Raw genomic sequence first — 1,392 nt, 5'->3', positions numbered from 1 at the left:
CCCAAATAAGTCATTAGGATTCTAATTCGTGCTTATTTCGAAAGTTTTATTACAATTCCACAAGCCTGTAAACCATTCTCGTCGCTTCATGGCCAGGGAGAGTTTTAATAGTCGCTGGTTTCCATTTTTTACAACATATCCACCAATAGCAAAAACCTGATATCTGAGCGTTTTCATTCTGTTTTCTACTTTAGTATTTAATACTACTTGCCGGAATAAACTTATCAGGTTGTAGGCTATCATCACCCAATTGAGTGCTGCTTCTGTTGCATCAAAACTTTTCAGATTAAAGTTGTCTGAACCAAAATCATATTTCAATTCTTTTATTCGGTTTTCACAGTTTGCTCGTTGTTTATAGAGGTTCCATACTTGTAGCGGAGGCAGCGTTACATCGGTTATGAAACAGCTGTATCTGTATCGGTTATAAATACCTTGTTCTTCGAAGAGCCTCAACGATTTTCCTGTAGCATTCGGTCGTTCTGTTACTAATTGGCGAACCATTACCAACCGCCTTTCCTTATCCCATAACGGACTTTGATAGGTCGTTTCTGCCACTTCTATTCCCCTGGTTACTTTTGTCCACAAAGTGTGGCCTGCTATCTTTTGTTGAATGGGTTGGTATTGGCGTGCGGCGATGATATAATTTGATACTAACGGATGGTCTTCCAGAAATTCAAATACTTCTTTACCATAAAACCCACTATCTCCCCTGAATAAACCGATCTTTTTTCCATTGAGCTTATCAATAGTATCGCACACAAATCCCTGGATATTATTACTTGCATGGGTGTTGCCGCTTCTTAGCCAAAAATTAGCTACCATCCTGGTTTCTTCTATAAAAGCAATCAATGGATGATGGCTCTTTCTCCCTGGCTTTTGTGGATTATAGCCCTTTTTGCTGCCTTGTTGATTCCCATATCTTGTAAAAATGGAAGAGTCCACATCAAGAGTATAATTGTCAAATTGCAGATTGGAAAAAAACCATTGATAGAAAGAAGTGAAGATATCGTGGTTTAGAGCAGTCGTATGCTTATTGAAAAATCGTTGAAAGGACTTGGAGCCGGCCATACGTTTAAAACCCCAGCATTGTCTTAAAACTTCATCATGACGGGTGATTTCACAATGTTCAAATTTATTGGCTCCACACCATACACTCGTCATAAACTGTTTGATCAGTTGCTTTGGATCGTATCCGCGATTAGATCCCTGAACGGGCAGAGGCAGTTTATCCAATTGAACATCAAATCCCATCCTGTCAAGCATCTTTTTTAGCAACACAGTGCCACTCCACGGTGTCACTTCTTTATCAGTAAAGGAAAGCTTTAGATCCATTTTTCACCATTAAGATTTTCTTACTTCAATTTTAGAAAATAATTTTTATCCGAAACACAA

1 protein-coding gene is annotated in these 1,392 nt (G+C 38.6%); it reads right to left on the bottom strand.

The window, feature by feature from the left end; genetic code table 11:
- Nucleotides 1-21: 21 nt before the first annotated feature.
- The gene (locus EFY79_RS21265; protein WP_123122775.1) at nucleotides 22-1,332 is read right to left on the bottom strand and encodes an IS1380 family transposase; all 1,311 of its coding nucleotides are present in this window, start codon (nucleotides 1,330-1,332) and stop codon (nucleotides 22-24) included.
- Nucleotides 1,333-1,392 lie beyond the last annotated feature (60 nt).

This window comes from Hanamia caeni (genome assembly GCF_003721595.1).
GTDB classification, from domain to species: Bacteria; Bacteroidota; Bacteroidia; order Chitinophagales; family Chitinophagaceae; genus Ginsengibacter; species Ginsengibacter caeni.
This window is presented reverse-complemented; position numbering and strand designations above follow the sequence as displayed.

Excerpts from the sequence above, each read along its gene's own strand:
- EFY79_RS21265 (WP_123122775.1), bottom strand. The coding sequence starts at position 1,332 with ATGGATCTAAAGCTTTCCTTTACTGATAAAGAAGTGACACCGTGGAGT.